At 69.0% G+C, this 24289-nt stretch carries 29 protein-coding genes and 2 pseudogenes; 17 read left to right on the top strand and 14 right to left on the bottom strand.

Annotated elements, in window-relative coordinates:
- Nucleotides 1-2 precede the first annotated feature (2 nt).
- The 4 genes from ESO89_RS07975 to ESO89_RS07960 all read right to left on the bottom strand — a co-directional run bounded on the left by ESO89_RS07975 (nucleotide 3) and on the right by ESO89_RS07960 (nucleotide 1892).
- Nucleotides 3-380, bottom strand: coding sequence for a helix-turn-helix domain-containing protein (locus ESO89_RS07975; RefSeq protein WP_128905006.1), 378 nt, complete (start codon nucleotides 378-380; stop codon nucleotides 3-5).
- An 86-nt stretch (nucleotides 381-466) separates the two neighbouring features.
- Nucleotides 467-709: a hypothetical protein gene (locus tag ESO89_RS07970; protein WP_128905005.1), complete on the bottom strand. Its 243-nt coding sequence runs from the start codon at nucleotides 707-709 to the stop codon at nucleotides 467-469.
- 159 nt (nucleotides 710-868) lie between these two features.
- Entirely contained in the window at nucleotides 869-1555 is a 687-nt protein-coding gene (locus tag ESO89_RS07965) for a DUF5828 family protein (protein WP_128905004.1), read from the bottom strand.
- Between the two features lie 58 nt (nucleotides 1556-1613).
- Entirely contained in the window at nucleotides 1614-1892 is a 279-nt protein-coding gene (locus tag ESO89_RS07960) for a hypothetical protein (RefSeq protein ID WP_394345375.1), read from the bottom strand.
- 130 nt (nucleotides 1893-2022) lie between these two features.
- On the opposite strand from ESO89_RS07960, the gene ESO89_RS07955 reads away from it, so the two are divergent.
- Nucleotides 2023-2403, top strand: coding sequence for a cupin domain-containing protein (locus ESO89_RS07955; RefSeq protein ID WP_128905003.1), 381 nt, complete (start codon nucleotides 2023-2025; stop codon nucleotides 2401-2403).
- Nucleotides 2396-3067: a hypothetical protein gene (locus ESO89_RS07950; RefSeq protein WP_128905002.1), complete on the top strand. Its 672-nt coding sequence runs from the start codon at nucleotides 2396-2398 to the stop codon at nucleotides 3065-3067. The genes ESO89_RS07955 and ESO89_RS07950 overlap by 8 nt, the downstream gene beginning before the upstream one ends.
- 58 nt (nucleotides 3068-3125) lie before the next feature.
- Here ESO89_RS07950 and ESO89_RS07945 read toward each other — a convergent pair whose 3' ends face one another.
- The 4 genes from ESO89_RS07945 to ESO89_RS07930 form a co-directional block, all read right to left on the bottom strand.
- The gene (locus ESO89_RS07945) at nucleotides 3126-4982 is read right to left on the bottom strand and encodes a carbon starvation CstA family protein (protein WP_128905001.1); all 1857 of its coding nucleotides are present in this window, start codon (nucleotides 4980-4982) and stop codon (nucleotides 3126-3128) included.
- Nucleotides 4983-5227: 245 nt separating this feature from the next.
- A complete protein-coding gene (locus ESO89_RS07940) occupies nucleotides 5228-6247 on the bottom strand; it encodes an ArsA family ATPase (RefSeq protein ID WP_128905000.1) in 1020 nt (339 codons plus the stop codon).
- On the bottom strand, nucleotides 6247-6543 hold the full coding sequence (locus tag ESO89_RS07935; RefSeq protein WP_128904999.1) for a hypothetical protein: 297 nt from the start codon (nucleotides 6541-6543) through the stop codon (nucleotides 6247-6249). The genes ESO89_RS07940 and ESO89_RS07935 overlap by 1 nt, the downstream gene beginning before the upstream one ends.
- 87 nt (nucleotides 6544-6630) lie before the next feature.
- Entirely contained in the window at nucleotides 6631-6837 is a 207-nt protein-coding gene (locus tag ESO89_RS07930; protein WP_128904998.1) for a hypothetical protein, read from the bottom strand.
- Between the two features lie 119 nt (nucleotides 6838-6956).
- Between ESO89_RS07930 and ESO89_RS07925 the strand changes: the two genes are divergently transcribed.
- Nucleotides 6957-8225 (top strand): CobW family GTP-binding protein, encoded by a 1269-nt coding sequence (locus ESO89_RS07925; RefSeq protein WP_128904997.1) that lies wholly within the window; start codon nucleotides 6957-6959, stop codon nucleotides 8223-8225.
- Between the two features lie 161 nt (nucleotides 8226-8386).
- On the opposite strand, the gene ESO89_RS07920 is transcribed toward ESO89_RS07925, so the two are convergent.
- Complete coding sequence (locus tag ESO89_RS07920; RefSeq protein ID WP_241686165.1) at nucleotides 8387-8629, bottom strand: hypothetical protein; 243 nt, start codon at nucleotides 8627-8629, stop codon at nucleotides 8387-8389.
- A 274-nt stretch (nucleotides 8630-8903) separates the two neighbouring features.
- Nucleotides 8904-9299 (bottom strand): annotated as a pseudogene (locus tag ESO89_RS07915) (IS4 family transposase); the annotation flags it as partial.
- A 1-nt stretch (nucleotide 9300) separates the two neighbouring features.
- Here ESO89_RS07915 and ESO89_RS07910 point away from each other — a divergent pair.
- Nucleotides 9301-9672: pseudogene (locus ESO89_RS07910) on the top strand (zinc ribbon domain-containing protein); the annotation flags it as partial.
- A gap of 47 nt (nucleotides 9673-9719) precedes the next feature.
- Here the strand turns inward: ESO89_RS07910 and ESO89_RS07905 are convergent.
- A complete protein-coding gene (locus ESO89_RS07905; RefSeq protein ID WP_128904996.1) occupies nucleotides 9720-9914 on the bottom strand; it encodes a cold-shock protein in 195 nt (64 codons plus the stop codon).
- 351 nt (nucleotides 9915-10265) lie between these two features.
- Here ESO89_RS07905 and sdhC point away from each other — a divergent pair, with 351 nt between their 5' ends.
- The 6 genes from sdhC (at nucleotide 10266) to ESO89_RS07875 (ending at nucleotide 15004) form a co-directional block, all read left to right on the top strand.
- Nucleotides 10266-10694, top strand: a complete 429-nt coding sequence (sdhC, locus tag ESO89_RS07900; protein WP_128904995.1) for a succinate dehydrogenase, cytochrome b556 subunit — start codon at nucleotides 10266-10268, stop codon at nucleotides 10692-10694.
- Nucleotide 10695: 1 nt separating this feature from the next.
- Nucleotides 10696-11070 carry a succinate dehydrogenase gene (locus ESO89_RS07895; RefSeq protein WP_128904994.1) on the top strand — a complete coding sequence of 125 codons (375 nt, stop codon included), beginning with the start codon at nucleotides 10696-10698 and terminating at the stop codon, nucleotides 11068-11070.
- A gap of 3 nt (nucleotides 11071-11073) precedes the next feature.
- A complete protein-coding gene (locus ESO89_RS07890) occupies nucleotides 11074-11964 on the top strand; it encodes a succinate dehydrogenase/fumarate reductase iron-sulfur subunit (RefSeq protein ID WP_128904993.1) in 891 nt (296 codons plus the stop codon).
- A gap of 52 nt (nucleotides 11965-12016) precedes the next feature.
- A complete protein-coding gene (locus tag ESO89_RS07885; protein WP_128904992.1) occupies nucleotides 12017-13846 on the top strand; it encodes an FAD-binding protein in 1830 nt (609 codons plus the stop codon).
- Between the two features lie 222 nt (nucleotides 13847-14068).
- On the top strand, nucleotides 14069-14296 hold the full coding sequence (locus ESO89_RS07880) for a helix-turn-helix domain-containing protein (protein WP_128904991.1): 228 nt from the start codon (nucleotides 14069-14071) through the stop codon (nucleotides 14294-14296).
- A 72-nt stretch (nucleotides 14297-14368) separates the two neighbouring features.
- The gene (locus ESO89_RS07875; protein ID WP_128904990.1) at nucleotides 14369-15004 is read left to right on the top strand and encodes a uracil-DNA glycosylase; all 636 of its coding nucleotides are present in this window, start codon (nucleotides 14369-14371) and stop codon (nucleotides 15002-15004) included.
- A 26-nt stretch (nucleotides 15005-15030) separates the two neighbouring features.
- On the opposite strand, the gene ESO89_RS07870 is transcribed toward ESO89_RS07875, so the two are convergent.
- On the bottom strand, nucleotides 15031-16230 hold the full coding sequence (locus tag ESO89_RS07870; protein WP_128904989.1) for an NAD-binding protein: 1200 nt from the start codon (nucleotides 16228-16230) through the stop codon (nucleotides 15031-15033).
- Between the two features lie 130 nt (nucleotides 16231-16360).
- On the opposite strand from ESO89_RS07870, the gene ESO89_RS07865 reads away from it, so the two are divergent.
- The 4 genes from ESO89_RS07865 to ESO89_RS07850 all read left to right on the top strand — a co-directional run bounded on the left by ESO89_RS07865 (nucleotide 16361) and on the right by ESO89_RS07850 (nucleotide 20562).
- Nucleotides 16361-17635 (top strand): potassium channel family protein, encoded by a 1275-nt coding sequence (locus ESO89_RS07865; protein WP_128904988.1) that lies wholly within the window; start codon nucleotides 16361-16363, stop codon nucleotides 17633-17635.
- Complete coding sequence (locus ESO89_RS07860) at nucleotides 17632-19092, top strand: cation:proton antiporter regulatory subunit (RefSeq protein WP_128904987.1); 1461 nt, start codon at nucleotides 17632-17634, stop codon at nucleotides 19090-19092. Before ESO89_RS07865 ends, ESO89_RS07860 begins: the two co-directional genes overlap by 4 nt.
- A gap of 24 nt (nucleotides 19093-19116) precedes the next feature.
- Nucleotides 19117-19401 carry a ubiquitin-like small modifier protein 1 gene (locus ESO89_RS07855; RefSeq protein ID WP_128904986.1) on the top strand — a complete coding sequence of 95 codons (285 nt, stop codon included), beginning with the start codon at nucleotides 19117-19119 and terminating at the stop codon, nucleotides 19399-19401.
- Nucleotides 19402-19476: 75 nt separating this feature from the next.
- Nucleotides 19477-20562, top strand: coding sequence for a deoxyhypusine synthase (locus tag ESO89_RS07850; protein ID WP_128904985.1), 1086 nt, complete (start codon nucleotides 19477-19479; stop codon nucleotides 20560-20562).
- Nucleotides 20563-20593: 31 nt separating this feature from the next.
- Here ESO89_RS07850 and ESO89_RS07845 read toward each other — a convergent pair whose 3' ends face one another.
- Together ESO89_RS07845 and ESO89_RS07840 are read right to left on the bottom strand one after the other, a co-directional pair.
- Nucleotides 20594-20878: a translation initiation factor eIF-1A gene (locus ESO89_RS07845; RefSeq protein ID WP_128904984.1), complete on the bottom strand. Its 285-nt coding sequence runs from the start codon at nucleotides 20876-20878 to the stop codon at nucleotides 20594-20596.
- Between the two features lie 131 nt (nucleotides 20879-21009).
- A complete protein-coding gene (locus ESO89_RS07840) occupies nucleotides 21010-21639 on the bottom strand; it encodes an AAA family ATPase (protein WP_128904983.1) in 630 nt (209 codons plus the stop codon).
- A 188-nt stretch (nucleotides 21640-21827) separates the two neighbouring features.
- Here ESO89_RS07840 and ESO89_RS19190 point away from each other — a divergent pair, with 188 nt between their 5' ends.
- The 3 genes from ESO89_RS19190 to ESO89_RS07830 all read left to right on the top strand — a co-directional run bounded on the left by ESO89_RS19190 (nucleotide 21828) and on the right by ESO89_RS07830 (nucleotide 24168).
- Nucleotides 21828-21962: a hypothetical protein gene (locus ESO89_RS19190; protein ID WP_277750260.1), complete on the top strand. Its 135-nt coding sequence runs from the start codon at nucleotides 21828-21830 to the stop codon at nucleotides 21960-21962.
- 84 nt (nucleotides 21963-22046) lie between these two features.
- Entirely contained in the window at nucleotides 22047-22769 is a 723-nt protein-coding gene (locus tag ESO89_RS07835) for a carbonic anhydrase (RefSeq protein WP_128904982.1), read from the top strand.
- 133 nt (nucleotides 22770-22902) lie between these two features.
- Nucleotides 22903-24168, top strand: coding sequence for a PQQ-binding-like beta-propeller repeat protein (locus tag ESO89_RS07830; RefSeq protein WP_128904981.1), 1266 nt, complete (start codon nucleotides 22903-22905; stop codon nucleotides 24166-24168).
- Nucleotides 24169-24289: the final 121 nt, after the last annotated feature.

Genomic DNA, 24289 nt, shown 5'->3' with positions numbered 1-24289 from the left:
GCCTACTCCCGGTTGTCCGGGTCGAACGCGTCGATCGCGGCGTGGACGCCCTCGACCCACTCGTCCAAGGCGTCGTGGAGGCGCTCCTTCGCCTCCGGGACCGGGATCGCGGTGTACTGATAGACGTAGCCGCCCGAGTCGAGCAGCCGGCGGCGACGCTCGACGAGCCCCTTCTCGCGCAGCGTCGACAGCGACCGGTTCACGTTCGACCGGTCCCGGTCGAGGGTCTCCGCGAGCTCAGCGACGGTGCTCCCCGGGTGATCGAGCAGCGTCAGGTACGTGCGGCTCTCGTGGTCTCGAACGCCGAACACGCACGAGAGCACGTGATCGAAGGAGGGCGACACGTCGCCGACGAGGTCCTCGATCTCGGGGTCGCTCATGGGCGCCGTTCGGCGGCGTTCGGGTTAAAAGTCGCCATCCGCGGTCCGCTGCGCGATAGCGGCGTCGGCGTTGTGGTCACCGCCGCTCAATCGTCGCCCGCGGCGTACCCCATCCGGCGGATACACCCGCGCATCCCCGACTCGTCGCTGTGGCGGTGGAGGTTCGTCGGCGTGTCGCAGTGGTAGGTCTCCCCGTCGTACCGGAGCACGACCTCGTGGTCGCCGCCGGCGACTTCGACGTCGACGACGATCCGCCGTCCGTCGTTGACGGCGTCGATGATCTCGTCGACCGACAGCTCGCCGGCCGCCACCCGGAGTACCTCGGTCATTGACGTGCGTTCGGGGCTCCGCGAGTTAAGTTCGGCGTGTTCGCGTCGGCGACGGTTCGCGTCGGCGACTGTTCGTGCCGGCGACTGTTCGCGCCGGCGACTGTTCGCGCCGACGACTGTTCGCGCCGACGACCCCGACGTTCGGTCGGTTGAACGGTCTCAGGTCATCGTCGAGTCCGGGCCGCCCTCCTCCTGCGGGGGCTCGACACCCTCGGCGGCGGCCACGTCGTCGGTGCGCTTCTCGGTCTCGACGTGCCAGCGGTCGATGTCGGACTCGTAGTCGGCGAGGATGTCGCTCACCGCCGCCTTCAGCTCGTCGTCGTTGACGTTCACCTCGAAGACGAACGTCTCGCCGTCCTCGCCGCGGCCGACCTCCTGAACGTTGGCGCTGACGAGCTCGTTGTCGAAGTAGTACGGCGCCATCTGGGTCATCACCTTCCGGTACACCGTGTCCTCGACCTTCCGGAGCGCCTTGCGGCTCGCGGAGTCGGCCGCGCGGGCGACGTGGCCGATCGACTCGCCCCAGCTCTCCACCGCGCTCTCCGTGTCGTTCTCCTCGACCTTCTCGTAGGACTCGGTGAGCTTCTCGCCGGCCGTCTGGAGGTCCTCGCCGGGGGATTTCCCGGCCTGTTCGCCCTCGCCTTCGCCGACGGACGCCTGCTCGGCGGTCTTCGCCGACACGTCCTCGTCGATGCGCTCGTGGGACTTCGGGCGCCAGTCGTCGAACTCGTGGAACGCGTCGCCGTCGGCGCCCGTCTCCCGGAGCGCCAGGGCGATCCGCTCGCCGTGCTCGACCACGTCGCCCCAATCCCCGCGCACCTTGAAGCCGGAGATGCTCTCTTCCATCGCTTGCCCCCCGCTACGACGCGAACGCGTATAAGTCTCTCCGACCTGACGTGAACTGCTACTCCCCGTACGCCAGCCGCCGCCCGATCGCGTCGAGGTGCGCTTTGAAGTCGCTCAGGAACCCGCCGGGCGACACGCGCCGGATCGACGACTCCGAGACCTCGATGCGATCGCCGGCGAACGGGTCCCGCTCGGCGCGCTCAGCCGGATCTCGGTCCCCGCTCACCGCGCCGACGACCGTCGACATCGAGCACCGACCGCACGCCTCCGTGCGGATCTCCTGGTCGTGGGCGTTCTGCGCCCGGGCCGTTTGGGTTCGGGCCTCCCGATCGGTCATGCGTGTTCTTGTCGTGCGTAGGCGTTCCACAGTGTTAAAACCGCCTCTCACTCCCGACTCCGCCGCGACCGGATTTCTCCTCCGAGCGGACCCCGACGGCCTTTTCACTCGTTCCGTGGAACGTGTTCACATGGGATATCGCGTCGTCGACACGGAGTCGGTCGAGCCGGAGCCCGACCGCCCCTGCGAGTGCCGGAAGCTCGCCGGCCCCGGCGGGCTCGAAGCGGCGGCGATCAACCGCTTCCGCGCGGAGCCGGGCGAGCAGCTCCCGCTGGCGTACCACTACCACGAGACCCAACAGGAGGCGTTCTACGTGGTCGACGGGACTCTCGCGGTCGAGACGCCGGCCGAGACCTACGAGGTGTCCGCGGACGACCTGTTCGTCGTCGATCCGGAGAGCCCCCAGCGGGCGTACAACCCCGCGGACGCCGACGCCCCCGTGACCGTGCTCGCGATCGGCGCGCCGCCGGCCGACGACGACGCGGTCGCGTACGAGCCGGCCGATGAGTGAGCGCGCCGAGCCGGAGGGCGACGGCGAGTATGCCGACGCGGCGACTCCGACGGAGGGCGACGACCGTCGCGTCCCCGAGGAGCTGCCGCCGGAGATCCGCGAGGCGGTCCCCGACTACGACGACGAGTACCTCGATCGCGTCTCCGACCGGCTGATGTACAGCTACGACCTCGACCGCGACGTCGCCGTCGACGGCGAGCGCTTCGAGATGACCGCCGAGATGCGGGTGCGCAACCAGAAGCAGTTCCTCCACCCCGCCCTGAGCTACGCGGACCACGACATGATGGAGTTCCTGTTCGCCCGGCGCGTCTCGACGCCGAGCGTGGGCGAGCTGGAGCGGCTCGTGGCGTTCGCCCACGGCGTCGCCGACGACCGCGTCGAGGGCCACGAACAGCACTACGGCACCGACGTCACCGTCGTGCTCGTCGCCGACCGGATCCCGGAGTCGGTCGCCGACTTCGTCGACGGGTTCCGCGACCGCACCCTCCTGAAGTTCGGCTACTACGGCCACTACGAGGTGAACCTGATCGTGGTCGCGCCCGACGACGAGGAGCTGGTCGCGAGCGAGGCAGCGGGCGTCGCCGGCGCGTTCCGTCTGTGGGAACGGGTCGACCCGCCGGACGAGGGGTTCTTCTCGCGGCTCGCGAAGCGGTTCTGGCGGTGAGGGTTCGGCACCGAAGAAATGACCGCGGAGGGCGCGGCGGCGGGGCGGGTCGCCCGCGTCAATCGTCGCTCGGTTCCACGGCCGAGCGGTCGCCGCCGCGAACGCTCGTGATGTTGCCGTAGCCGATGCGCACGAGCGACAGCGCGAGGTAGACGAGCACGGCCGCGAGCACGATGCGGACGACCATCGAGATCTGGCCGCCGATACCGGTGACGCCGCCCTGGACGAGGTTGACGAAGAACCACTGATACCCCGCCAGGAACGCTAAGGCGATCACGGTGATGGCGACCATGATGGCCATCGGCACGCCCGTGCTGACGAGCTGTTTCGTCTCGTCCCAGTTGGCGAGCCAGACGGTTCCGGTGAGCAGCGCGAGCGCGGCGAGCAGCTGGTTCGCGCTCCCGAACAGCGCCCACAGGGTCGCCCACTCGCCGGAGATGACCAGCGCGTACGCGATCAGCCCCTGGATAACCGGATTCGTGTACCGACCGCGGGCGAACGAGCCGACGCCGCCGCCGAAGCCGGTCTCGCTTACGGCCCCGTTGGTGCCGACGATCTCCTCCATCATGTATCGGCCGAGCCGCGCGGCCGTGTCCGTGGAGGTGAGCAGGAAGCTCACGAGCACCAGCGCCATGAACGGGGCGCCGTACTCGGCGGGAATGTTGAGGCTCGTGAGGATGATCCCGCCGCCGGTCGCGAAGTTCGGCAGCGCGCCGCCGATGCCGCCGGCCGCGGCGTCGGACGCGAACCCGGCGATGGCGAGCGCGGACAGCGCCGTCGCGGCGAGCAGCCCCTCACCGAGCATGCCGCCGTAGCCGATGAGGCGCGCGTCGCTCTCCTTGTTCAGCTGTTTGGCCGTCGTCCCCGAGGAGACCAGCGAGTGGAACCCGCTGATCGTCCCGCAGGCGATGGTGACGAACAGCATGGGGAAAAGCGGGTACGGCGCCCGGCTGTCGACCCCCATGAACCCCTGGAACGGTTGGATGCTGCTGTCGATCACGAGCGGCTGCGAGGCGCTGCCGAGGATCGTGCCGACGATGATCGCCAGCAGCGCCCCGCCGACGCCCGCGTACAGCAGGAACGACGAGAGGTAGTCGCGCGGCTGTAGCAGCGTCCACACCGGGAGCGCGCTGGCGATGATCGCGTATATCAGGATGACGGGCACCCAGGCGGCCGTGTTCCCGCCGAGCGCGCCCGCGCCCGGCACCCACGAGCCCGTGCTCCCCTCGAAGAGAACGAACGTGCCCGCGGTGTGGGAGGCCTCGCCCGCCAGCTCGAAGAACGCGAACGGGTACTGGATGCCGACCCAGACGCCCGCGAACACGCCGGCGACGAACAGGACTGTCCCGGGGATGAACGGGCCGTCGAGCTGGTAGAGGTAGACGCCGAACATGACCGCGAGCGCGATGTACACGAAGCTCGCGGTCGCCGCCGACGGGAACGCGTTCAACACGATCCCGACGACCAGTGCGAACACGGCGACGACGAGGATGATCGTGAGGAACGCGAACCACAGCAGCAGGTTCTTGCCACGTTCGCCGACGTACTGCCCCACGATGTACCCGATCGACCGACCCTCGTGTCGGATCGAACTCGACAGCGAGATGAAGTCGTGGACCGCGCCCATCAGGGGGTTCCCGATGGCGACCCACAGAAGCGCCGGGACCCAGCCCCAGATGGCTCCCGCGGTGATCGGGCCGACGATCGGCGCGCCGCCCGCGATGCTCGAGAAGTGATGCCCCAGTAGTACCGGTTTCTTCGACGGTACGTACTCCTGTCCGTCCTCGTACTTGTGCGCCGGCGTTTCCCGCTCGTCGTCGAGTTCGACGAACTGCGAGAGGTACCGCGAGTACCCCATATACCCCACGGTGAACGTGCCGAGCACGGCAACGACGATCCAGATTACGTTTGTCATAGGTTCCCAGCCTCGTGGTATCGATTCACGATATGCTACTTAAGTATTATCTTCAATAGTGACATACGGGGAGCGTCTCCCCGCAGGTGCGTGATTACGCCCGCCCGATAGCGGTTTATTCCCCCCACCAGACGGTAAAATACACCGCGGCAGCGCTCGGGCGTTATCGCGCGCGGTCGCGGCCCGCACGCGGTCGCGGTCTCACCGGTCGGCGCGGGCAGTCTCACCGGTCGGCGCGGGCAATCTCACCGGTCGGCGCGCACTGGGCCGCCGTCGTCGACGTGGTCGCCGTTTCCGCCGGGCTCGTCGCCGGCCGCCTCGATATCGAGGCGTTCCGCGACCTCCGCGAGGACGTCGCCGCGGACCTCCGTGGTCCGGGACTCGATCTCGGCGACCAGCGGCGGATCGAACGTCTCTCGGACCTGATCGAGCCGCTCGCGTTCGGTCGCGACCTTTTCGCGGAGGTAGCGTGCTCCCCGCCCCTCTTCGTCGTCGTCGGGCTCCGGGGTGAGCTTGTTCGCGACGAGCCCGCGGACGCGCAGGTCGCGCTCGCTGAACCCCTCGATCGCCCGCTCCGTCTCGTTGATCGAGAGCTGGTCAGGATTCAACACGAGGAAGAAGGCGGCCTCGTTCCGCATGGTCTCGCCGGCGAACTCGAAGAACTCCTTGCGCCGCTGGAGGCGTTCCAGGACGGGGTCGCCGTCCATCAGGCGCCGCGGCTCCATGTCGCCGATCGCGGCCTTCTCGAACAGGTCGATCGACTGCTTGCGCTTGTACAGCAGCCGATCGATCCAGTCGCCGAGGAACTCGGGGAGCCCTAAGAGTCGGAGCGTCGACCCGGTCGGCGCGGTGTCGAAGACGATGCGGTCGTACGACTCTCCCTCCTCGCGCATCACGCTCACGAACGCGTCGAACAGCGCGGCCTCGTACGCGCCGGGCGTCCCGTGGGACAGCTCCAGCTGGCGGTTGATCTCCGAGACCATCGCCGCCGACACCTGCTCGGAGAGCGACTCGCGGATCTCGCCGAGGTGCCGCTGCATCTCGTCTTCGGGATCGATCTCCATCGCGTCGAGCCCCGCGATCCCGTCGACCGGGGCGGGGTCGTCGCCGAACCGCTGGTCGAACACGTCCGACACCGAGTGGGCGGGGTCCGTCGAGACGACCAGCGTCCGCACGCCGTCGTTCGCGCAGCGGGACGCGTACGCGCAGGAGACGGTGGTCTTGCCGACCCCGCCTTTCCCGCCGAAGAAGACGAACCGCTCCATCAGAAGTGGTACTGCTGTCCCTTCCGCTCTATCAGGGTCTCACGATCCCATAGCCGCCGCTCCCACGCCTCGAACTCGTCTTCGAGGTAGGGGAGCAGCTCCGCGGTGTAGTACGAAACCGGCGAGGGAATCCCGAACGCGTCGGGGAAACACGCGAGCATGAACTCGTCTTCCGTGTCCTCCGCTTCCTTCTCGATCTTCTCGTAGGCCGGATGGGTGATCATCCCGTGGTACAGCCCGCGGACCCACTCTTCGAGGGCGGCCCGAAAGGCGGCGATCCGGTCGGCGACTGTCATGATCCACCGTGACACGCGGGCGCGGTAAAAGCTGTCGCGGGCCGCGGGGCGTCGCGCCTGCCCCGCCCCTGCCAGCCGTCGAGCCGATCAGGCGGAGCTGCCGTCGGCGGCGAGTTCGCCCTGCGTCTCGTCTGCGTCGTCGCCCTCGTCGAGTTCCGGCTGATCGCCGTCGTCGGGACTCGGGGAATGGACGCTGTTGCCGAGCGCGCCCCAGACGAGATACAGCATCACGACGACCATGAGCAGTGTCATGACCGTCGCGACGATCCCCACTGCGGACACGTACTGGAACATGGTGCGCGGTCCGCGGGCGCGACGTATCAACGTATCGGCTTCCGACGGGCGGACGGTGTTCGCCGTCTCGGGGAACGCGCCGCCGCCGAGTTGAAGGGAGCCGCCGCCCGACTGATCCCATGGACGACCGGACCCCGGTGACCGTGCTCTCGGGAAGCCTCGGCGCGGGCAAGACGACCCTGTTGAACCACCTCCTGCGGAACACCGGCGACCGCGACATCGCGGTGCTCGTCAACGACATGGGCGACGTGAACGTCGACGCCGAGCTGATCGCCGAGGAGTCCGAGGTCGACGTCGAGGGCGTCACGGAGCTGTCGAACGGCTGCATCTGCTGTGAGCTGCAGGACGACCTGGAAAGCGCCGTGGTGCGGCTCGCGAAGGAGCGCTCCTTCGACGCCCTGGTCGTCGAGTCCTCGGGGATCTCGGAGCCCGCGCCGGTCGCGCGGCTGTTCACGACCGAGTCGCGCGCGGCGGCCCGGTACCGGGTTGACGCGCTGGTGACCGTGATCGACACGCGGCAGTTCCTCGACGACTTCGCGGGCGAGGGAACCCCGGATCGGCGCGTCGACCCGGAGGCGGACGGGGCGACCGGTGGCGGGACGACCGGCGAGGATACCGACGGCGACCGCCCCCTCTCGGACCTCCTCGTCGAACAGATCGAGGTGTCGAACCTCGTGGTGTGCAACAAGGCTGACCTCTGTACCGACGCGGAGATCGACGTGGCGGTCGAGCTCGTGGGCGCGCTCCAGCCCGACGCGGAGACGGTCGTCACGGAGTTCTCCGCCGTCGACCCGGACCGTATCCTCGGCGTCGGCCTGTTCGACGAGCGCGAGGTCGGAGACCTGCCGGGCTGGAAGCGGGCGCTGGCCGAAGACGGTTCAGGCGACGGTGGCGAGCACGACGACGGTGGCGAGCACGCTCACCGCCATCCCGACGAGGTGTACGGCGTCACCTCCTTCACCTACCGCCGCCGCCGACCCTTCCACTCGGAGCGGCTCGCCGCGCTCCTCCGTGACCTCCCGGACGACGTGGTCCGCTCGAAGGGGACGCTGTGGGTCGCCGGCACCGACCAGCGCCAGCAGGTCGGACAGGCCGGGCTGTCGGTCCGCGCCGAGGCGCTCGGGCCGTGGATCGCGAGCCTCCCGTCGGTCGAGCGCGACATGCTGCGCTCGAACCGCCCCGACTTGGAGTGGGACGACGAGCACGGCGACCGCCGGACCGAGTTCGTCGTCATCGGCACGGGGATCGACGAATCTTCGCTCGTCGACCGGCTCGACGACGCGCTCGTCACCGACGCGGAGTGGGAGGCGTTCCGCGCCGACGAGCCGGCGATCGACCACCAGTTCCCGACCGAACAGGGCAAGGTGGTCGCGCTTCGCGAGCCCTGACGCCGCTCGCCAAGCGCGCGTCACCCGCGCACCCGATTCACCGATCGTCCGCGGTCAGCAGGCGCATCCGGGACCGCCGGCGCGCTTCGCGTCGGCCCCGCTAATGTGCGATTGTGACGCATTGTCGCGAAGACGGTGTGCCGACGAGGGACGACGCCGGGTCAAAGCAGCGGGAGCGTGAGCGCGACCAGCACGACGCCCAACCCGAGCGCCCCGTAGAACAGTCGCTCGACGCGCGGACCCGGCGGGAGGGGGCCAGCGTCGAGCGCGGGCGCGTCCCGGATTAACTGGCAGCAGGCGACCCCTGTTGCGCCGGCGAACGCCGCCCCGGACAACGCCAGCGCCGGCCGCAGCGAGAGTCCGTACGCGAGCCCGTATATCGGCCCGAGGGAGAACGCGAGCATGAACGCGAGCTCCACGGTGACGAGGAAGGGGACTGGGTCGACCGGTCTCCATGTTTATAGAGAATCAAGGAGAATACCTGCGCCTGAAGACCTGTCTCTTACCCATAACTCACTATCAGAGCGTAAATTCAATGTGGAGAGGTGAGAGAAGAATGAATTGGTCAGATCTCCGTCAATATCTACCCAAGATCAGAGAGATCTCGACGAAGCCGCTTGAGGAATTCGAGAGAAGTGGTGATTCCCATGGGTTCCGCTGAATGAGTCGCGTGAGCGCTCATTCAGCACCGAGTTCGTATCCTTCAGCCCACATGCGTAGCTTCTGGAGTCCTTTCCACATCGTTTCCCACCCTGGTGGTGGATCTGAACCACGATCAAGATAACCGCCGAGCTTAGCCACGCTTACTGCGTATCCTTTCCCATCTTGACCACTCAATTCTGGAAATTCCGTTTCCAGAAGTGTGCGCTCTGCCTCACTCAACAGGGTTTCCGGGGATATTGAGCTGTCACCACGAGCAAGCTCTCGTAGCTCCAAAACTTTCCACGCAATCACTGAATACACACTCAGCAGGATCTCCATCCGCTCCCAAGATTGCAACTGCCGTTCTTCGATTTCACAGCCGCTCTTGAGCACTTTGTGCCAGTCTTCAATCCGCCAGCGAAGGCCGTAATAGAACGAGAAGATGTACAACTTCTGGGCGTTCAAGAAGTTCATCCACCGTCTCGCATGCGTCTGTGAAGAGTACGGTATCAGCCTCGAAGCCGAGTCGGAAGCGTGGACGAGTCAGACGTGTCCTGAGTGTGGCGACCACGAGGAGACGGTTCGTCACGGGGATACGCTGACGTGTTCGTGTGGATTCGAGGGGCACGCCGACCTCACGGCGTCAGAGACGTTCCTTCGAGAACACAGCGATTGCGAAGTCAGGCCGATGGCACGGCCCGTGCGGTTCGAGTGGGATGACCACGATTGGTCGGGGAAACCATACCCTCACGAAAGTCCCAAAGAAGTGCGCACGAACCCGCAAGTTGCCTCCGTGAGTCGGTAGCCGAACCCCCAACGGAGGAATCCTCGCGCTTTAGCGCGGGGAGGATGTCAAAGGCGGGTGACGTTCGTCGCGCGCGGACCCTTCTCCGCCTCCTCGATGTCGAACTCGACTTCCTGACCCTCTTCGAGGTCCGGGCCGCCGACGTCCTCCATGTGGAAGAACACGTCCTCGTCCGCGTCGTCAGTCTCGATAAATCCGTAGCCGCCAGTGTCGTTGAAGAAGTCAACTTCACCTTTCGCCATTGCGTCCATAATAGGGGTGACCGCATAAAAGGCTTCCGCGAGCGGTGCGGGAGTGCGAACGGGTCTCACAAGCGGCGTCACGAACGGAGCCCGCGATCGGGAGTCGATTCTCCTCGAGGCACGCATCCCGGGGCACGCGTCCTCGGAGTACGTCTTTCGTCCTCGGAGTACGTCTGCCCCTCGAAGTACGTCTCATCGACCGCTCGTGCGCCCCCGGATCGACCACGATCGCGAGGGGCGCGGAACAGACGACACAATCCAAACACGTCGGCGGCGGCTCCGGGGAGCGAGTCCCCGAAGACTCCGCCACGTTAGTAACTACTATACGACCCCGGTTCGGAACCGTTAGGTATGAGTCAGTCGTACAATCGAGGCCTCATCGAGGACTTCAGCCGGTGGCGGGAGTTCGAGGCGGGGATGTGGGCTTGGATCTTCCATAAGTTCACGGGGTGGGTGCTCATCGGCTACCTGTTCACCCACATCGCCGTGTTGAGTACCGCGATCCCGGCAGCCGACGGCGCGACGATGATGTTCCAGGGGTCGGAGACGGACGTGTTCACGGCGACGATCGTCAGCCTCGAAGGGCTGCTTTTAGTGCGCATCCTGGAAGTCGGCCTGCTCGCGGTCGCCGTCTTCCACATGCTCAACGGCACCCGGCTCCTCCTCGTCGACCTCGGCGTCGGGCTGGAAGCACAGGACAAGAGCTTCTACGCGTCGCTGATCTTGACCGGAGCGATCACCGTCGCGTCCGTTCCGACCTTCATCGCGGGGGCGTTCTGAGATGGCCGAGCGCTACTCCTCGTTCAACTCCGGCGGTCGGATGTGGCTGCTTCAGCGCGTCACGGCGGCGTTCCTGCTGGTCGTGCTGGCGTTCCACTTCTTCCTGCTCCACTTCGTCCACCACGCCGACGAGGTCTCGCTCGCGGCGAGCTCGGCGCGGATGGAGCAGCTGAGCTACTACTCGCTGATGGTGCTGTTCCTCGTGACCGCGACGTTCCACGGGGTCAACGGCGTGTACAACGCCCTTATCAATCAGGGGCTGACCGGCACCAAACGCACGGTCGTCAAGTGGACGCTCGTGGCCGCGAGCGTCGTGCTGCTGTTCCAGGGGATTCGGACGGCGAACGCGTGGGCGGGCGGCTTCCCACTGCTCTGAACTATGAGTACGCAGACACCGACACAGACCGAGGAATCGAGCGACACCGACGCCGAGGCGGACGCCGCCTCGAAGGGCGACGAGCGTCGAGACGAGAAGCGACGGCGCGCCGCCGAGGAGCGCGCGCGCCGGCAGGCCGAAGAGGCCGAGAAGGCCGCCGTAGACGAGGAGACGATCGAGCTGAAGGTGTTCCGGTACGACCCGGAGATCGAGGGGAAACAGGACCCGCGGTTCGACACGTTCCACGTCCCGTTCACGAAGGGGATGACCGTCCTCGACGCGCTGATGTACTCGCGGGACACGTACGACTCCTCGCTCACGTTCCGCCACTCCTGTCGGCAGGCCGTCTGCGGCTCCGACGCGATGTTCGTCAACGGGGGCCAGAAGCTTGCGTGTAAGACCCAGATCGCCGACCTCGAACAGCCGATCCGCGTCGAACCGCTCCCGCACGCCGAGGTCCGGAAGGACCTCGTCGTCGACATGGAACACTTCTACGACCAGATGGAGGCCGTCGAACCGTACTTCCAGACGAACGAGTACCCCGACGGCGAGTTAGAGGAGCAGCGCCAGACGCGGGAGAACCGCGAGAAGATCAAGATGTCGACCCGGTGTATCTGGTGTAGCGCGTGTATGTCCTCGTGTAACATCGCCGCCGGCGACAACGAGTACCTCGGCCCCGCCGCGATCAACAAGGCGTACCAGTTCGCCATGGACGAGCGCGAGGGCGAGGAGATCAAACAGCAGCGGCTGGAGATCATCGAACAGGAACACGGCGTCTGGCGGTGTCAGACTCAGTTCTCCTGTACGGAGGTGTGCCCGAAGGACATCCCCCTCACCGAGCACATCCAGGAGCTGAAACGCGAGGCCGTCAAAAACAACCTGAAGTTCTGGTGAGCACGGTGGACACGCTCAAGGGACTCCAAATCTAACGAGATACCATACAACAATGCACGAACACGACGTTATCGTTGTCGGCGCCGGGGGGGCGGGACTCCGGGCGGCGATCGCGGCACAGGAAGCGGGGGCCGACGTGGCCATCGTCTCGAAGCTCCATCCGGTTCGATCGCACACGGGCGCGGCCGAGGGAGGAATCAACGCGGCGCTGCGCGACGCCGACTCCTGGGAGGACCACGCCTACGACACGATGAAGGGGTCCGACTACCTCGGGGACGCCCCCGCGGTCGAGGCCCTCTGTCAGGAGAGCCCGGAGGAGGTCATCCAGCTCGAACACTGGGGGATGCCCTTCTCCCGCGAGGAGGACGGGCGCGTCTCGCAGCGACCGTTCGGCGGGCTCTCCTTCCCCCGGACCACCTACGCCGGCGCGGAGACCGGCCACCAGATGCTCCACACGATGTACGAGCAGGTGGTCAAACGCGGAATCACGGTGTACGACGAGTGGCACGTGATGGAGCTAGCCGTCACCGACGAGGAGGACCCGGACGACCGGACCTGCCACGGCGTCGTCGCCTACGACATCCAGAGCGGCGAGATCAGCGGCTTCAGCGCCGAGAACGGCGTCATCCTCGCGACCGGCGGGATGGGACAGGTGTTCGATCACACCACCAACGCGGTCGCGAACACCGGCGACGGCGTCGCGATGGCGTACCGCGCGGGCGTCCCGATGGAGGACATGGAGTTCATCCAGTTCCACCCGACGACGCTGCCGTCGACGGGCGTGCTCATCTCCGAGGGCGTCCGCGGCGAGGGCGGCATCCTCTACAACGAGAAGGGCGAGCGGTTCATGTTCGAACACGGCTACGCGAACAACGACGGCGAGCTCGCCTCCCGCGACGTGGTCTCCCGCGCCGAGCTGACCGAGGTCAACGAGGGCCGCGGTATCGAGGACGAGTACGTCCACCTCGACATGCGCCACCTCGGCGAGGAGCGCATCCTCGACCGACTGGAGAACATCCTCCACCTCGCGGAGGACTTCGAGGGCGCCGACGGGCTCACGGAGCCGATGCCGGTCAAGCCCGGGCAGCACTACGCGATGGGCGGCATCGAGACGAACGAGTTCGGCGAGACCGTTATCGGCGGCCTCTACGCCGCCGGCGAGTGCGCCTGCGCGTCGGTTCACGGCGCGAACCGCCTCGGCGGCAACGCCCTGCCGGAGCTCATCGTCTTCGGCAAGCGCGCCGGGCGCCACGCGGCCGGCGAGGAGATGGGTGAGGCCGAGGTCACGACCGGAAAGGACGGCGACTGGGAGCCGGCCGACTACGAGTTCGAGGTCGAGGTCGGGGAGACCGGCGGACAGGGACCCGCCGCGGCCGACGGCGGCGCGGTAGCGACCGATCCCGACGGCGTGCTCGAAGCCGAGGTCGAGCAGGCCGAGGCCCGCGTCGAGGAACTGCTCTCGCGAAAGGGTCGGAACCACGCCGAGATCCGCTCGCAGGTCCAGGAGACGATGACCGCGAACGTCAACGTGTTCCGCGAGGAGGGCCGACTGGAGGAGACGCTCGGCGACCTCCGAGAGGCCCGAGAGGCGTACAAGGACGTGGCCGTCTCGGACCCGTCCCGAACGTTCAACACCGACCTCATCCACACGATGGAGACCCGGAACATCCTCGACATCGCCGAGGCGCTCACGATGGGCGCGCTCGCGCGCAAGGAGTTCCGCGGCGCTCACTGGCGGAAGGAACACCAAGAGCGGAAAGACGAGGACTGGCTGAAACACACGCTCATCTCGTGGAACGACGGCGAGCCCGAGCTGTGGTACAAGCCGACAATCCTCGAAGGCGAGAGTAAGACGTACGAGCCGAAGAGCCGGTCGTACTGAACGGCGAGCCGACCACGATCGATCCGGATCGTTCACGGTTTCCTATCCGTCGTCGGTCGAAGTCCGGCGGGAGTCCGCCGGACGCGGCGGCGATGAGGTCACCGACGCCGACCGCGTTTTGACGTGTCCCGTCCGCGTTCGCTCCGCTGTCGGCCGTCTGTATGCCTTCGACGATCGTTGAATGGGGGGTTTATTATCGTCGAATTCAATGGATCGGACAAGATGTTAGAGACAGAGACCGCACGCACCGCGGCGCCGGCCCTGCCGCCGGAGCTGCAGTCTCCCCGCGCGAAGCTCGTGTACCTGTACCTGACGACGAACGGCAACGCCACCGTCTCGGAGATGGGCGACTCGCTCGGGATGAAGAAGCTCTCGCTGTACAGCATCCTGAAGACCCTCCGGAAGGAGGGGATGGTCGACTGCGACGGCGACACCTACGCGCTGAACTGACGGTACGGTTCGGTCGTTCCCCACCGCTCCCGCCAGCGGAGCGTTTACCAGCCCGCGGGACGCAGTGTGTCCGTGGACGCGAACCAAAACGAGCTCCGGAACCCGTTCGGGATGGACGCGGACTGCGAGAACTGTCCCGAGCTGTGCGGCTCCCGCGACCGCGTCGTTCACGGCTACGGTGACGTGGGCGGCGAGTTCCTCGTCGTCGGCGCGCGCCCGAACACGACCGCCGAGGCCAACGGCGTCCCCTTCACCGGCACCGGTGCCGGCGAGCGGGTGCAGTCGATCTTCGCCGACCTCGGGTTCGTGCGGTCGGCGCCGGACGCGGCGGAGCCCGACGTGCAGAACGTATTCTTCACGAACCTGACGCGCTGTCGCCACCCCGAGCGCGAGCCCACCGATCGGGAGGTCGAGACCTGCGAGCCGTTCCTCAACGCGGAGATACGGATGATCAACCCCCAGATCATCGTTCCGGTCGGCGAGCGACCGCTCCGCGAACTCGCGGTCGCGTACACCACCCGACGGCCGGACTCCTTCGACGTCGACGCCGAGCACGCGACGACGATCCGGGGGCGCGGCTTCGAGCTGGTGCCGATGAAGGAACCGGCCGAGATGACCGACGCCGAGGCCGACGCGTTCCGGGAACACATGCGCGAGAACGTGTTGAGTCGGGATTACCGGCAGACGAAGGGACGGCGGAGCCGGTGAGGTGCCGTCTCAGCGGGCGGCGGTCGTCAGTCGGCCGCGTCGTCGAGATCTCCCACGTCGTCGATCGCGTCCCCGAGGAGGTCGGTCGTCGCGTCCTCGCTGTCCGCGCCGAACGCGCAGTCGATGAGGATGTGGCCGCCGAGCGTCGTGGGTGAGATCACCTGATCCGCCCCGGCCCGTCGGAGCTTGTTGACGTTCTCGCGCTGGGTCACCGCCGCGACGATCCGCACGTCGGAGTTGAGCTGTCTGGCGGTGAGGATCGCGAGCGCGTCGCGAGCGTCGTCGTTCGTCGCGACGACGACCGCGCGGGCGCCGGCGAGGTTGACCCGTTCCAGCGGTTCCACGTCGCTGGGGTCGGCGGTGTACACTGGGACGTCGTGGTCTGCGAGCCGCTGGGCGGCGGTCTGGTCGGTAGTCACGACGGCGTACTCGACCCCGTCGCGGGCGTCGAGTTCTTCGAGGATCGGTTCGGTCAGGTCCCCGTAGCCGAGCACGAGGACGTGGTCGTCGAGGAGGTCGATCTGTTTGTCGGTCATTTTTCCGAGCGCCTTGGAGAGCTGCGCCTCGATGGCGGGTGTGAGGAGGACCCCGAGCGCCACCGCGAACGCGGCGACGTTCATCACGAGCGAGGAGAGCACGAACAGCTGGGCGATGTCGGCGGCCGCGCCGGCCTCCGGGGTCACGTCCCCGTAGCCGACCGTGGAGGCGGTGACGACGGTAAAGTAGAACGCGTCGACGATGGTCTCGACCCCGTTGAACTGGTCGCGGAGCGCGTACGTGCCGACCGTCCCGTACGAGATGGCGGTCACGAGCGCCGCGCCCGCCGCGAGCTGCGTCGGCGACGGGGAGAAGTCCCTGTCGAACCGTCGCCGGTTGAACGCGAGCGCGGGTGCCGACAGGACGGACAGCGCGACCAGCGGGAACGACAGCACCGACGCCTGCATCAGTCCCTGAACAGCGGTTAAAGGAAGCAAAACCGCCGTGGAGTGCCAGCCGACGCGGTAGCCGTTCTTCAGCGCGAAGCCGCTTCCGAGCATCGCGAACCCCGTGATCGTGCCGGTGAACCCGACGGTCTGGCGGACGACCGCGGGGACGTACGGCGCTAGCGGCCCGTCGACGCCGAGCCCGCCGATCTGGGCGAGGCCGGCGAGGATAGACAGCACCGCGACCGCGAACGTCAGGAGGATCGACGCTCGGACGGTCACCCAATCGCGGGTCAGCTCCATGGCGGGTGGTCGCCGACGGCGGACTTAAACCCCGCGAGCGGGGCCGGCTGCCTCTCCGGGGAGTTGACGGGCGGCCTGCGACGCTCCCGGCGCCGACACACGTTTAACCGCTCCGCCGGTTGGGGGGCGTATGTCACTGCCCGTCGAGATCGTCTTCGGGATCTACCTCGGCGTCATCACCGGGATCGTCCCCGCGCTGGTCGCCGGCGTGCTCGGGTTCGTGTTCAAGTACGTCACCGACGTGACGATCCCCGGGCTCGGGGTGGTCGTGTTGTCGCTCGCGATCGCCGGCGTCAACGGCGGGCTGCTCGCGCTCAACGACGAGACGATCCGGTCGTCGGAGCGCGCGCCGGCGATCCTCACGGCGATCGTCGTGGTGTTGATGCTCTCGATGTACGCCCACGCGCAGGGGGACCGACTCGGCGCCAGCGTTCCAAAGCGGATCTCGCTCAAACAGCTCCGGGACCGGACCCTCTCGACCGACGTGATCGAACTCGTCGGCGGCCGCGGGCGGGTCTCCGTCGAGGTGGCCGGCGAGGTGAGCGACATGGAGGGGTACCCGCCGCTGCCGGCCGAGACGCGCCGGGCGATCCTCGACGGCGACTGGACGTTCCCGGCCGACCTCCCGCTCGCGGAGCTGGAAGACCGGTTCGCGGAGCGGCTCCAGACCGAGCTCGATCTGGCCGACGTGGCGGTCCGGATCGACGAGCAGGCGCGCGCGACGGTGTCCGCCGCGCCGCCGACCGGGGCGCTCTCGAAGCGGGTCCCGGCCGGGAAGCGAGCGGTGTCGGTGTCGGCGCTCGTGCCGACCGGCATCGCCCGCGGCGACGTGGTCCGCGTGGTCACCCCGGACCTCGACGTCGGGGGGGCCGTGCTCGCCGCGCGGTCGAGCGGGAAGCCGGAACCGGGAGCCGGTGCGGCGCCCGCACCCGACTCTCCCGGCGGCGACGGCGCGAATCCGGAGCCGGACGAGGACGCCCGGACCGACGGCGGAGCGGCGACCGTGACCTCCCCGCCGGCGGCGACCGCGCCCACGACGACCGGCGGCGAGGGGCGGGTGACGGTCGCCGTCGACCGCTCCGAGGCGACGGCGCTCCTGCGCGCCGACCGGGGACGCGTGCTGGTGCTGTCTCGCGGCACCCGCCGCGAGTACGAGCTCACGGCGCTGTTGCGGCGGACCGGCAAGCGGTTCCGGAAGGTCTCGGTCGTCGCCGGGGGGCCCTTGGACGGCCACACCATCGGCGGGGCCGAGATCCGCGAGGCGTACGACGTGGCCGTCCTCGCGGCGCGTCACGAGTCGTGGACGATCGCGCCGAGCGGGTCGCAGTCGCTGTCGGCGGGCGACGAGCTGTTCGTCGTCGGGAGCCGCGACGCGATCGACCGGTTCGCGGAGGTGGCCGCGTGATTTCCGCGGTCGCCGCGGTCGCCGGCGCGGAGGCCGTTGCCGCGAGCCCGGACGCGGCGAGCGTCGCCGTCGTCACCGCGACCGCCGTCGATGTCGGATTCGCGCGGCCGCGGCAGGCGGCGGTCACCCTCGTCACGTTCGCGGTCGTCGCCGCGCTCGTCGCGGGGAGCGCGGCGCTGGCCTACCGCTGGTACTTCCGCACGGAGATCCCCGAGGGAGTGACCGGCCTGCTCGGCGTCGCCGTCGTCGCGCTGTACCTCAACACGACCTCGCTGGGGTCGGTCGCGGTCGGCGACAACCCGGCGCTTCTGGCGCCCGAGAGCGTGTTCTTCAACGTCGTCTCGCTGGGCGTGGCGGCGGTAACGGCGCCCGTCGGCCGGTACGCGGGCGACCGGCTCGCGGTCGACGTCTTCGCGCTCTCCGGGGCCAAACAGCTCGAAGGCGAGCTGAGCGGCGTCGTGCGCGCGGTGGGTCGGTTCACGGCGGTGACGCTCCCGCCGGCCGACGAGATCGGCGACATGGACACGTACGACCCGGTCTCGCCGGAGAAGAAGGCGGAGCTCGCCGAGAGGACCCTGCTCTTCCCGCGGAAGCTCTCGGCGGAGGAGCTCCGCGAGCGGCTCGTCGCCCGCCTCAAGGAGGAGTACGGCGTCGGCTACGTCGACGTCGACCTCGACGCGGACGGGACGGTAGAGTACTTCGCGGTCGGCTCCCGCGCCGCCGGGCTCGGGCCGACGCTCGCGCCGGGATCGGCGGCGATCGCGGTGGCGGCGGACCCGCCGAACAACGCCACCGCCGGCGACACGGTCCAGCTGTGGCGGGACGACCCGGAGCCGAAGCGCGTCGCGAGCGGCGAACTGCGCGGGGTCGCCGGCGACGCCGTCACCGTCGCGCTCGACGAGTCGGACGCCGAGCGCCTGACCGACGAGGGGGGGTACCGGATCGTGACGCTTCCCGCGGAGCCGCAGGCGGACCGGGAGTTCGCCTCCCTGTTGCGGAACGCGGACGAGACGATGGCGGCCGTGACCGTCGAGGCGGGGAGCGACCTCGACGGGAGCACCGTCGGTCAGGTCGACACCGTCGTCGCCGCCGTCCGCCCGGCCGACGGGTCGGTCCAGCCGATCCCGCCGCGCGCGTACGCGTTCGGCGCCGGCGACCTCGTGTACCTCGTCGGACGCCCGGACGCGATCCGTCGGTTCGAGGCGGCCGCTGCGGGGGGTAAGACGGCGCCCGCGGACGGTGGAGGCGACGCGGACGGTGGAGGCGACGCGGACGGTGGAGGCGACGCGGGCGGTGGAGGCGACGCGGGCGGTGGAAGCGACGCGGGCGGCAACGGCGGGAGCGGCGGCGAGGCCGACGGCGGCGGAAGTGGCGACGGCGAGACCGACGACGGCGGACGCGATGACACCGGCGAGACCGCGGCTCCCGGAGACGCGGACGGGGCGCAACGCTCTTGAGTCGCCCGCGCGGGGATCACGCGTATGGAGTGGAAGCTGTTCGCCGACCTCGCAGAGGTCGCCGGCGGACGAGAGATCGACGTGGCGGCGGAGCCGGGAGACACGGTCGGCGACGCGCTCGACACGCTGTTGGAGGCCCGCCCTGACCTCCGCGACCGGGTGCTCGACGACGGCGAGGTCGCCGACCACATCAACGTCCTCCGGAACGGCCGGAACGTCCGCCACGACGACGGGATGGACGCGACCCTCGAAGCGGGCGACGAACTGGCGCTGTTCCCGCCCGTAAGCGGGGGCGCCGTCGGGCGGTAAAGGGGCCGGGAGGCGGGCCGATCGATAGGTCGATAGATCGGTCGTTTCAAACGGTCGCGCACCGCACCTCTCGCCATGAGCAACAGCGACGACGACGGTGGGCACGAGGGACGCGAATCTCACGCCGACGGTGACAACGACCACGAGTCGGAAGAGACCGGGGGCGATCCGCCGCGCGAGGAGTTCCACGAGGACCCGGTCGGGCACGTCCGCGCGACCGCCGACATGACGGTCGGGCAGCTGGTCGAGGGGTACGGCGACGCGGGTATCGGCGCGGCGTCGGTCAACGAGGCGGGCGACGTGCTCGCGGAGATGTTCGCGAACGACGACTGCACCGTGTTCCTCTCGTTGGCGGGCGCGATGGTGCCCGCCGGAATGCGTCGGATCGTCTCCGACCTCATCCGAGACGGCTACGTCGATGCCCTGGTGACGACGGGCGCAAACCTCACCCACGACGCCATCGAGGCCATCGGCGGGAAACACCACCACGGACGGACCCACGACCCCGAGAAGACCCCCCGCGAGCACGACGAGCGGCTCCGCGACGAGGGCGTCGACCGCATCTACAACGTCTACCTCCCGCAGGAGCACTTCGCCGCGTTCGAAGGTCACCTGCGCGAGGAGGTGTTCCCGGAGTTGGTGGGAGAAGACTCCGTCTCTATCGCCGACCTCACCCGCGAACTCGGCCGGGCCAACGCCGCGGTCAACGAGCGCGACGACGTGGCCGAGGACCCCGGCGTCGCCGCCGCGGCCTACGAGTGCGACGTGCCCGTCTACTGCCCGGCCGTGCAGGACTCCGTGCTCGGGTTACAGGCGTGGATGTACGCCCAGACCGCCGACTTCACGCTCGACGCCCTGGCCGACATGACGGCGCTGACCGACCTCGCGTTCGACGCCGACGACGCCGGCTGCCTGCTGGTCGGCGGCGGCGTCCCGAAGAACTTCACGCTCCAGACGATGCTCGTCACCCCCCGCGCCTACGACTACGCGGTCCAGATCACGATGGACCCCGAGGCGACCGGCGGGCTCTCCGGCGCCACCTTGGAGGAGGCCCGGTCGTGGGGGAAACTGGAGACGGACGCGCGCAACGCCTCGGTCTACGGTGACGCGACCGTCATGCTGCCGATGCTGATCGCGGCCGCTCGCGAGCGCGTGGAGTAGTGTGGCTTCGACGGCTACTGGACCCTGACGGCTACTGGATGTGGCCTTCGCGGCGGAGCTGGTCCGCGTCCTCGTCGTCGTACCGCCACTCGACGTTCGCCTTCTCGTCCTGCCAGTCCCACGGTTCCGCGAGGACGACGTCGCCCTCGCTGATCCACGTTCGGTACTTCATGCGGCCGGGAATCCGGCCCATCCGCGTCTCGCCGTCGACGCAGCGCAGTCGCACGTGGTTCCCGCCGAGGTGTTCCGTCACCACGGCGAACACTTCGTCGTCCGAGGGCATTCGGAGGTTCCGACGCCCGGATTCTTCGCTCATACAGTTCGTATGACGGTCGTCCGTATAAGTGATGGGAGACGCGTGTGCGCGTTTCTCGTGAGAGTTATTGGCAGGGATCTCGGACGGCTCGGTCGGCCTCGGATCGCGTGAACCGCCGTTCGACGTCGCCCTCAGACCCCGCCGGAGCGGGTCCAGCCGAACGCGGCGTCGACCTGCGCGAACGTCTCCGCCTGATCGCCGGAGTTGTCGACGACGACGTGGTCGGTCTCGATCCGGTCGAACAGCTCCTTGAAGTGGAGGTGGACCTCGAAGTCGGCGTCGCTGATCCCGTCGCGACGCTCGATCCGGCGCTCGACGACCGCCTCGTCGCACTCCACCTCGACGAGCGCGAGCCCGTCCGCGGCGCGCTCGCCCGTCTCGCGCGCGTCCGCGCGAAACCGCGCGTCGGCGAACGTCGCGTCGAGGACGACGGCGGAACCCTCGGCGACGCGGTCGCCGGCGCGGTCGATCAGCTCCGCGTAGACGGCCTCGGTCTCCGCGTCCGTGTACGCCGGCTCGTCGAACAGCTCCTTGCGGATCACGTCGGTCCGGAGGACCTCGCCGCCGACGCGGTCGGCGATCCGCTCCGCCACCGTCGTCTTGCCGACGCCCGGCAGTCCGCAGACCACGACCAGCGCGCCGGCGGACGCCTCCGCGGCCGACGGCGCGCTCGCGTCGTCCGCCGGGTCGGCCCCGTCACCCGTCGGGCGGGTGGCCGCCCCCTGCGGCCCCGTACCGTCGGTCGCGTCACCGTTCGACATGGGCACCTCTCCCGGTTCCGGTGGTCAGCTGCCCTCCGTAACTCATCCATCCGCACGGTCCGTCGAGAGGTAAATGAAGCTTCCCTTCAGCGGCGGGGACGCGGGACACCGAGCACCGTCGCCGTTCCCTCGGACCGGGCGATCCGCCGAGCGAAGCGTTCAAATCCCGCCGCGACGACGGGTCTCGCATGAAGGACATGGAGTCGCTCGTGCTCGATCAGGACGACGAGACCCTCGCGCCCGCGGTGGTGGTGGCGACGATCGCCCTCCTCGCCGTCTTCGTCGTCGGATTCCTGGTACAGATCGTCGGCCTGATCGCGTGAGCGTCGTCGGCCCGATAGGCCCCCGCTGCCACCGATTCTCGCCCCGTTCGTCTCCTTTTTAAACACGGGGGCGGGTCGACGGGTATGGCGCGCGACCTCCTGACCGAACTCCTCGACCGCAACGACGAGCACGTCGCGTCGCTCGACGCGGAGACCTTCGGGGGCCAGCGCGACGGCCAGCGCCCCTCGGTCGTCTCCGTCTGCTGTTCGGACTCCCGCGTGGCTCAGGAGGGGATGTGGGCGGTCGATCGGCCGGGCTTCCTCTTCACCGCCGGCAACATCGGGAACCGCGTGAGCGACCGCGTCGACGGCGAGCGCGTGCTCGCCGGCAGCGTCGCGTACCCGCTCGCCTACACCGGCACGGACGCGCTCGCGGTCGTCGGACACACCGGGTGCGGCGCGGTCGGCGCGGCCCTCTCCGCGGTCCGTACCGGCGAACTCCCCGAGGAACCCGGCGTCAGAGCCGACGTGGAGGAGCTCGTCCCGATCGTCGAGTCGGGCCTCGACGCGCTCGACGGCGACGGCCCCGGCGAGGACGAACCCGGCGACGACGAGCCCGTCGGCGACGCTCCCACCCTCCGGAACCGGCTCGTCGAGTACAACGTCCACGAGCAGGTGACGATCGCCCGGGGAACCGAAACGGCCGCCGGCGCCGACGTGTACGGCTTCGTCTACGACTTCCACGGCGCGTACGGGACCCGCGACGGGGCGGCCTACCTCGTGAACGTCGACGGCGAGCGCGACCCCGAGGCTCTCCGCGACCGGGTGGGGCCGGCGTACGCGGACCACGTCGCCACGCTGCTATGACATCCTCCCCGGCACGACGGCCCACCCCGCCGCCACCCCGCCGCCACGCCGCCACGCCGCCACGCCGCCACGCCGCCGTCTCCAGCCCGCCGCATCCGACAGGGGTATCACGCCGACGGCCGAACCGCACGTAATGGACCGTCGCGTTCTGTTCGCGAGCCTGATCCTGTTCGCCGGCGGCGCGACCGGCGTGGGCGTCGCCCTCTTCGCGTTCGTCGGCGTCGACGACGCCACCATCGACGCAGAGGTCGTCTGGGAGTCGGAGCCCGTCGCCGGCGACGACGGCAGCGGCGCGGTCGTCGCCACCATGGACGGCGACCCGATCGTCCTCCAGCCGACGGTCGAGGACGGGAACCGGACGATACGCGCCACCGCCGTCGGCGGCGACGTGGAGTGGAGAACGCCGGTCGGCGGGGAGGACGCCGGTACCGGCGACACCGACGACGGCGACGGCACCGATCCCCCCGCGACGAGCGGGTTGGTCACCGGCGAGCTCGGCGGCGACGAGGTCGTCGCGTTCACGACCGCTCCCGGCTCCCTCGTCGTCCTCGACCCGACGGACGGCACCGAGCGGTTCGCCGTGGACCTCGGCGGACCGGGCGGGCTCCGGCCGGCGATCGGGGACCTCGACGGCGACGGCAACGCCGAGGTCGCCGCGGTCACGACCGACGGCAAGGTCCGAGCGGTCGACGCCGGCGGCGACCCGGTCTTTGAGGTCGATCTCGACGAATCGGTGAAGCGCCGACCGCTGGCCGTCGACTTCGACGGGTCTGAGGGAACCGGGGCCGGCGGAGACGGCGAAGACGGCACCGCCCGCGGGCTCGCGGTCGCGACCGCGGCCGACGGGGAGCGCTCGATCAGCCTGCTCGACGCGAGCGGCGAGGCGCGGTGGACGACGACCCCGTCGGTCACGCCCCTGAGCTGGAGCGCGGCGGACACCCGGAGCGGCCCGGTGCTCGCGCTCGGCGGCGCGAACGGGAACCTGGAGACGATCGACGTGGCCGACGGCGGGAGCCGCTACGAGGTCGGGCTCCAGGACCTGCCCGTCACCGTCGGCGACGCGGACCCCGGTCGCGTCCACGTCGGCGGGAGCGGGAGCGTCTGGGCGGTCGACCTGCTCGACGGCGAAGTCGTCTGGAAACAGCAGTACGGCGGCGACACCCGAGTGAACGCCCCGGGCGTCGCCGATGTCGACGGCGACGGGTCCCCCGGCCCGGTCGCGGTGAACCGGAACGGCGGCGTCCTCGCGCTGAATCAGCACGGCGAGGCGATCGCCCGCGGCGAAGTCGGCGACGCGGTCGTGTACGCGGGCCCCCTGTTCGCGGACGTGACCGGCGACGGGAGCGCGGAGGTGCTCGTGGTCGTCGAGGACGGTCGGGTCCTGGCGCTGTCCGACTGAAGAGTCGGGACCCTTCGCGGGCGGATTTATCACCCGATACGGGACGGCTTCCCGTCGCAGTCACCGAATTTCAGCGGTGGTTTCACCGGAAACGAGGTGTGTCGGAATGGCTACCGCTCGC

The sequence above is a fragment of the Halorubrum amylolyticum genome (assembly GCF_004114995.1).
Taxonomy (GTDB): domain Archaea; phylum Halobacteriota; class Halobacteria; order Halobacteriales; family Haloferacaceae; genus Halorubrum; species Halorubrum amylolyticum.
This window is presented reverse-complemented; position numbering and strand designations above follow the sequence as displayed.